Annotated in this window: 6 protein-coding genes and 2 pseudogenes; all 8 read left to right on the forward strand. The window is 68.8% G+C overall.

Annotation, left to right across the window (positions count from 1 at the left end):
- The first annotated feature begins 368 nt into the window (after nt 1-368).
- Complete coding sequence (locus tag Q0588_RS00550) at nt 369-923, forward strand: F0F1 ATP synthase subunit delta (RefSeq protein WP_298742790.1); 555 nt, start codon at nt 369-371, stop codon at nt 921-923.
- A gap of 69 nt (nt 924-992) precedes the next feature.
- Nucleotides 993-2528 (forward strand): F0F1 ATP synthase subunit alpha, encoded by a 1536-nt coding sequence (gene atpA, locus Q0588_RS00555; RefSeq protein WP_298742792.1) that lies wholly within the window; start codon nt 993-995, stop codon nt 2526-2528.
- Between the two features lie 34 nt (nt 2529-2562).
- A complete protein-coding gene (locus Q0588_RS00560) occupies nt 2563-3441 on the forward strand; it encodes a F0F1 ATP synthase subunit gamma (protein ID WP_298742794.1) in 879 nt (292 codons plus the stop codon).
- A 41-nt stretch (nt 3442-3482) separates the two neighbouring features.
- Entirely contained in the window at nt 3483-3707 is a 225-nt protein-coding gene (locus Q0588_RS00565; RefSeq protein ID WP_298742796.1) for a hypothetical protein, read from the forward strand.
- A gap of 38 nt (nt 3708-3745) precedes the next feature.
- The gene (gene atpD / locus Q0588_RS00570; RefSeq protein ID WP_298742798.1) at nt 3746-5302 is read left to right on the forward strand and encodes a F0F1 ATP synthase subunit beta; all 1557 of its coding nucleotides are present in this window, start codon (nt 3746-3748) and stop codon (nt 5300-5302) included.
- Between the two features lie 2 nt (nt 5303-5304).
- Entirely contained in the window at nt 5305-5574 is a 270-nt protein-coding gene (locus Q0588_RS00575; RefSeq protein ID WP_298742800.1) for an ATP synthase F1 subunit epsilon, read from the forward strand.
- 176 nt (nt 5575-5750) lie between these two features.
- Nucleotides 5751-6332: pseudogene (locus Q0588_RS15975) on the forward strand (metallophosphoesterase); the annotation flags it as partial.
- Nucleotides 6333-6532: 200 nt separating this feature from the next.
- A pseudogene (gene atpC, locus Q0588_RS00585) lies at nt 6533-6612 on the forward strand (F0F1 ATP synthase subunit epsilon); the annotation flags it as partial.

A 6612-nucleotide genomic window follows, 5' to 3' on the forward strand; every position in this document is an offset into this window, starting at 1 on the left:
GGCGTCCCGATCGGAAAAGCTTGAGCGGAAAGCGCTAGGGGCGCGCGGCGTTCCAATCAAGCGGCGCCTCCGCGACCGGGACGGGTCCGCGACGACCGGGCAAGGGTCCGGGATCATCCGGCCGCCGAAGCCGTCGGCCGGCGTCCGGTCCAGCCCGATCGCCGGACGACAGGCCCCCGGCGGGCGTCTGCGGCGGCCTGTCCCGGTTGCGGCGGGGGGGTTACGATGCTATCAGGCGCCCGGCTGAGCCGAAGGGTGCGTTGCAAGACGTTTCTCCGGCGTGCTTTCTTCAAGCATTTCAGGCCTTTGACCGGCGCGCACTCCGCCGCCGGTCGCCAACCCGAACGCCAACCGCGCGGACATGACAAGTGGCTGACGACTACAGGACGACGGAAGTCGGCGAGCGCTATGCACAGGCGCTGTTCGACCTCGCTGACGAGACGGGCGTCCTCGACGCCGTGCGCGCCGATCTGACGTCGCTGCGCGCCGCGTGGAACGACAGCGCCGACCTGCGCCGGCTGGCCACCTCGCCGGTGATCGCCGCCGGGGACCAGCAGAAGGGTCTGGTCGCCATCGCCGACGCGGCGAAATTCGACCGCGTGACCCGCAACTTCCTCGGCCTGCTCGGCCAGAACGGCCGCGCCCGCGACCTGCCGGGCGTGATCGCCGGCTTCGAGGCCCTGTATGCGAAGAAGACCGGCGTGGTCGCCGCCGAGGTGGTCTCGGCCCAGGCCCTGAGCGCCGCCCAGATGAGGTCGATCCAGTCCGCCCTGCGCGCCTCGCTGGGCAAGGACCCGGACATGACCGCCCGCGTCGATCCGTCGATCCTGGGCGGCCTCAAGGTCAAGGTGGGGTCGAAACTGTTCGACGCCTCGCTGAAGACCCGGCTCGACCAGATGAAATTCGCCCTGAAGCGCGCGTAAGCGCGCTGACCCACCAGAATGCAACGGGCCTGACCCCCGTTCCGACAAGACGATAACAGAGAGCCTGTCATGGACATCCGCGCCGCCGAAATCTCGGCCATCCTCAAGTCGCAGATCGCCTCCTTCGGCGTCGAGGCCGACGTGTCCGACGTCGGCCAGGTGCTGTCGGTCGGCGACGGCATCGCCCGCATCCACGGTCTGGACAATGTCCAGGCCGGCGAGATGATCGAATTCCCCAAGGCCGGGGTGAAGGGCATGGCCCTGAACCTCGAGCGCGACAACGTCGGCGCCGTGATCTTCGGCCAGGACAACCAGATCGCCGAGGGCGACGAGGTCCGCCGCCTCGGCGAGATCGTCGACGTGCCGGTCGGCAAGGGCCTGCTGGGCCGCGTCGTCAATCCGCTGGGCGAGCCGATCGACGGCAAGGGCCCGATCCAGTTCACCGAGCGCCGCCGCGTCGACGTCAAGGCCCCGGGCATCATCCCGCGCAAGTCGGTGCACGAGCCGATGCAGACCGGGCTGAAGGCCATCGACACCCTGATCCCGATCGGCCGCGGCCAGCGCGAACTGATCATCGGCGACCGCCAGGTCGGCAAGACCGCCGTCGCCGTCGACACCATCCTGAACCAGAAGTCGGTCAACGCCGAGGGCGCGCCGGAAAGCGACAAGCTGTACTGCATCTATGTCGCCATCGGCCAGAAGCGCTCGACCGTGGCCCAGATCGTCAAGACGCTCGAGGAGCGCGGCGCCCTGGACTACACCATCGTCGTCGCCGCCACCGCCTCCGAGCCGGCCCCCTTGCAGTTCCTGGCCCCCTTCGCCGGCTGCGCCATGGGCGAATATTTCCGCGACAACGGCATGCACGCCCTGATCGTCTATGACGATCTGTCGAAACAGGCGGTCGCCTATCGCCAGATGTCGCTGCTGCTGCGCCGGCCGCCGGGCCGCGAAGCCTATCCGGGCGACGTCTTCTATCTGCACAGCCGCCTGCTGGAGCGGGCGGCCAAGCTGAACGCCGACTACGGCTCGGGCTCGATGACCGCCCTGCCGCTGATCGAGACCCAGGCCAACGACGTCTCGGCCTATATCCCGACCAATGTGATCTCGATCACCGACGGCCAGATCTTCCTCGAGTCCGACCTGTTCTACCAGGGCATCCGCCCGGCCGTGAACGTCGGCATCTCGGTGTCGCGGGTGGGCTCCTCGGCCCAGACCAGGGCGATGAAGAAGGTGGCCGGCTCGATCAAGGGCGAACTGGCCCAGTACCGGGAAATGGCCGCCTTCGCCAAATTCGGCTCGGACCTCGACGCCTCGACCCAGAAGCTGCTGGCCCGAGGCGCCCGCCTGACCGAACTGCTGAAACAGCCGCAGTACAGCCCGCTGACCATGGAGGAGCAGGTCGTCTCGGTCTACGCCGGCACCCGCGGCTATCTGGACGGCGTCGCGGTCGCCGACATCGGCCGTTTCGAGAGCGAGCTGCTGGCCCGCGTCAAGTCGTCGAACCCCGGCCTGCTGGACGGCATCCGCACCAAGAAGGACCTGACGCCGGAGCTCGAGACCGAGCTGAAGTCGGTGCTGGACGCCTTCCTCAAGACCTTCGCCTGAGACCGGACCGGATTAGCTGAGAAAGTAGCGCCGGATGGCCAGCCTCAAGGAAATGCGCAATCGGATCGGAAGCGTTAAGTCGACGCAGAAGATCACCAAGGCCCTGAACATGGTCGCCGCGGCCAAGCTGAAGCGCGCCCAGGACCAGGCCGAGAGCGCGCGGCCCTACGCCCGCAAGATGGCGGCGGTGATCGCCAACCTGGCCGCGGGCGTGTCCGGCGACGGCGCGCCCAGGCTGCTGGCCGGCACCGGCTCGGACCAGAAGCACCTGATCGTCGTGGCCACCGGCGACAAGGGTCTGGCGGGCGGCTTCAACACCAATGTCATCCGGGCCGCGCGCGAGCGGATCAGGGAGCTGCTCGGGGCCGGCAAGGACGTCCGCATCATCGCCGTCGGCCGCAAGGTCCGCGACGGCCTGGCCCGTCTGTACGGCGACCGCCTCGTGCGCACCTTCGAGATGTCGGAGCACAAGGTCATCGGCCTGCCGGCGGCGGAGCCGGTCGCCGCCCTGATCGCCGGGGAGTTCGAGGCCGGAAACGCCGACGTCGTGACCCTGTTCTACAGCCGTTTCCAGTCGGTGATCTCGCAGGTGCCGACGCCGAAGCAGCTGATCCCGGCGGTGGTCGACGGCGAGGCGCCGCCGATCGACCTGAACGGCGCGGTCTACGACTATGAGCCGTCGGAGGAGGAGATCCTCGAGACCCTGCTGCCGCGCAACATCACCACCCAGGTGCTGGCCGCCCTGTACGAGAACCAGGCCAGCTTCTTCGGGGCCCAGATGGGCGCCATGGACAACGCCACCCGCAATGCGGGCGACCTGATCAACAGCCTGACCCTGCAGTACAACCGCAAGCGCCAGGCCCAGATCACCACCGAACTGATCGAGATCATCGCCGGCGCGGAGGCGCTGTAACGCAAGATGTGTTACGCTCTCCGGGTCGAAAGGAAGCCCAAGTGACCGACGACGTCGCTCATCTGATGCTGGAGCACCTGAAGGCCCTGCGTAGCGGCCAGCAGGAAATTCGGCTTGAGCTGATGGACATCAAGTCCCGGTTGACCTCGCTTGAGGTCCACGTTGGCGAGTTGGCCACACAATACGCCGGCCAGAGCGCCCGCCTCGACCGCGTCGAGGAACGCCTGGCCCGCATCGAACGCCGGCTCGACCTGGTCGAAGCCTGATCCCTTACCGACAAGACTTTAGAAGAAGCCGAAACGTCATGACCGACACCACCGCTCCCGCGAAGAAACCCGCCGCGCGCAAGCCTGCCGCCCCGAAGGCGCCCAGGGCCGCCGCCGCCACCGGCAACGCCGTCGTCACCGCCGGCACCGGCGTGGGCCGGATCGCCCAGGTCATCGGCGCCGTCGTCGACGTCGAGTTCACCGGCCAGCTGCCGGCCATCCTGAACGCCCTGGAGACCCAGAACGTCGACCAGAAGACCGGCCAGCCCTTCACCCTGGTGCTCGAGGTCGCCCAGCACCTCGGCGAGAACATGGTCCGCACCATCGCCATGGACACCTCGGAGGGCCTGACCCGCGGCCAGGCCGTGACCGACACCGGCAGCTCGATCCTCGCCCCGGTCGGCCCCGGCACCCTGGGCCGGATCATGAACGTCGTCGGCGCGCCGATCGACGAGCAGGGCCCGATCAAGACGACCATGTACCGGCCGATCCACCGCGAGGCGCCGTCGTTTGAGGAGCAGTCGACCTCGTCGGAAATCCTCGTCACCGGGATCAAGGTCATCGACCTGATGTGCCCCTACACCAAGGGCGGCAAGATCGGCCTGTTCGGCGGCGCCGGCGTCGGCAAGACCGTGACCATGCAGGAGCTGATCAACAACATCGCCAAGGCCTATGGCGGCTATTCGGTGCTGGCCGGCGTCGGCGAGCGCACCCGCGAGGGCAACGACCTGTATCACGAGATGATCGAGTCCAACGTCAACGTCGACCCGGCCAAGAACGGCGGCTCGACCGAGGGCTCCAAATGCGCCCTCGTCTACGGCCAGATGAACGAGCCGCCCGGCGCCCGCGCCCGCGTCGCCCTGACCGGCCTGGCCCAGGCCGAATATTTCCGCGACGAGGAGGGCAAGGACGTCCTGCTGTTCATCGACAACATCTTCCGCTTCACCCAGGCCGGTTCGGAAGTGTCGGCCCTGCTGGGCCGCATCCCCTCGGCGGTGGGCTATCAGCCGACCCTGGCCACCGAGATGGGCAATCTGCAGGAGCGGATCACCTCGACCCGGAAGGGCTCGATCACCTCGGTCCAGGCCATCTATGTGCCCGCCGACGACCTGACCGACCCGGCCCCGGCCGCCTCCTTCGCCCACCTCGACGCGACCACGGTGCTGAGCCGGGACATCGCCGCCCAGGCCATCTTCCCGGCCGTGGACCCGCTCGACTCGACCTCGCGGATCATGGACCCGCTGGTCATCGGCGAGGAACACTACCGCGTCGCCCGCTCGGTCCAGGAGGTGCTGCAGCAGTACAAGGCGCTGAAGGACATCATCGCCATCCTCGGCATGGACGAGCTGTCGGAAGAGGACAAGCTGGTCGTGGCCCGCGCCCGCAAGATCCAGCGCTTCCTGTCGCAGCCGTTCTTCGTGGCCGAGCAGTTCACCAACGCCCCGGGCAAATTCGTGTCGCTGGAGGACACCATCCGCTCGTTCAAGGGCATCGTCGCCGGCGAATACGACCACCTGCCGGAAGCCGCCTTCTACATGGTCGGCGCCATCGAGGAAGCCGTCGAAAAGGCCCGGAAGCTGGCCGAGGCGGCGTGAGCATGGCCGGCAAACTCTCCTTCTCCCTTGTCTCGCCCGAGCGCGAGGTTTTCAACGGCCTCGTCGACCAGGTCGACGCGCCGGGCGTCGAGGGCGATTTCGGCGTCCTCGCCGACCACGCCCCGTTCATGACGGCCCTGCGCCAAGGCGTGGTCACCGTCATCGACGGCGGCTCGCGGCGCCGGTTCGAGGTCCACGGCGGCTTCGCCGACGTGACCCCGGCCGGCCTGACCATCCTGGCCGAACAGGCCGCGGAAGTGGCGGCGGGCTGATCCCGGCGATGGCTGGACCGGGCGTCGTTCTGGTCCTCGCCTGGATCGCCGCGCTGGCCGGGCCCGTCCTTGGGTTTGTTCTGATCCGGCGGCTGCTTCGCGCCCGCCGGATTGTTCTCGCGTGGAGTCTGGCGGGCGCGACCGCCGTCGGCTGGGGGCTCGGGGTCTGGGCCTTCATGGTCGAGCCGGCGACCCTGACCGTCCGGCATGTGACGGTGGAGAGCGAAACGTGGCGGGGTCCGCCGCTCCGCATCGGCGTCATCTCGGACACCCATGTCGCCGCCCCCCACACCGACGTGGCGCGCATCCGGCGGCTGGTCGGGCGGATGAACGCGGAGCGGCCCGATGTCGTCGTCCTGCTCGGCGACTACGCCGGAGGTCATGAGCCGGCTGCGGTCCGGGCCGCGCCGGAACGGTCCGAAATTCTGCGGGGGGTCGAAGCCTTCAGGGGACTGTCCAGCCCGCTCGGGACCTGGGGCGTGCTCGGCAACCACGACTCCTGGTTCGATGACGCGGCCGTCGCGGCGGCCCTGACCCGGGCCGGGGTCGAGGTTCTGGACAACCGGGCGCAGCGGGTCGCCCGACCTGCGGGCGCCTTCTGGTTCGCCGGCCTCGCGGATATGGAATCGCCGCGCGAGCCGCCGCGGGTCGCGACCACCCTGCGGCAGGTGACGGACGCCGCGCCCGTCCTCGTCCTCACCCACTGGCCGGACCCCTTTATGGAGACGCCGCAGACGGTGGCGCTGACGCTCGCCGGCCATACGCACTGCGGGCAGGTCAATCTGCCGGTCTTCGGCCGTCTGGCGCACGCCTCGCGCATGTCCGAGCGCTGGGCGTGCGGCCTGTACGACGAGGGCGGCCGCAAACTGTTCGTGACAGGCGGGGTCGGCGTTTCAATCCTGCCGGTGCGCTTCCGCGCCCCGCCCGAGATCGTCGTGCTGACGCTGAGGGAGCCGGTGGTCTCGTCGACCAGGTCGACGCGCCGGGCGTCGAGGGCGATTTCGGCGTCCTCGCCGACCACGCCCCGTTCATGACGGC

This window comes from uncultured Brevundimonas sp. (assembly GCF_937870815.1).
Classification (GTDB): domain Bacteria; phylum Pseudomonadota; class Alphaproteobacteria; order Caulobacterales; family Caulobacteraceae; genus Brevundimonas.

Bases quoted from the DNA above. Each gene is read 5' to 3' on its own strand.
- Q0588_RS00575 (WP_298742800.1), top strand. From the start codon at position 5,305: ATGGCCGGCAAACTCTCCTTCTCCCTTGTCTCGCCCGAGCGCGAGGTT.
- atpD (WP_298742798.1), top strand. From the start codon at position 3,746: ATGACCGACACCACCGCTCCCGCGAAGAAACCCGCCGCGCGCAAGCCT.
- Q0588_RS00560 (WP_298742794.1), top strand. From the start codon at position 2,563: ATGGCCAGCCTCAAGGAAATGCGCAATCGGATCGGAAGCGTTAAGTCG.
- atpA (WP_298742792.1), top strand. From the start codon at position 993: ATGGACATCCGCGCCGCCGAAATCTCGGCCATCCTCAAGTCGCAGATC.